This window comes from Bradyrhizobium sp. Kon56, from assembly GCF_055807635.1.
In genome coordinates this window covers 1-266 of sequence record NZ_JBVVOU010000450.1, presented here as the reverse complement: position 1 = coordinate 266, position 266 = coordinate 1, and the positions used below count along the sequence as shown (strand labels likewise).

General features: G+C 54.5%; 1 protein-coding gene. It reads right to left on the bottom strand.

Annotation, left to right across the window (positions count from 1 at the left end):
* Positions 1–66: 66 nt before the first annotated feature.
* Positions 67–266, bottom strand: a 200-nt coding sequence (locus AC0L3B_RS39630) for a hypothetical protein (RefSeq protein ID WP_473383304.1), incomplete at its 5' end; no start/stop codon positions are given.

Below are 266 nucleotides of genomic sequence, written 5' to 3'. Positions count from 1 at the left end.
CAATGAGCGGCATTCATTGCAAACATCGTTTGTCTACTGTCAGGTGGTTCCTCATGACGCTATCCGCTATTTCCAGCAGCCATTTTTTTCAACCGCTTTCATCCTTACGCTCATCAGATACATCGGACTGTGGGCCAGGTCGTACACATGCTGCCACCAGCCACCAAACCGTGAGCCTTGCGCCACCGCCACCGGCGTTTTCGCACCCAGAACTCGCGCAGGGCCAGGTAGTTTTTCTTGGCCTTGCGGTCGTCGTTGCTCGATTG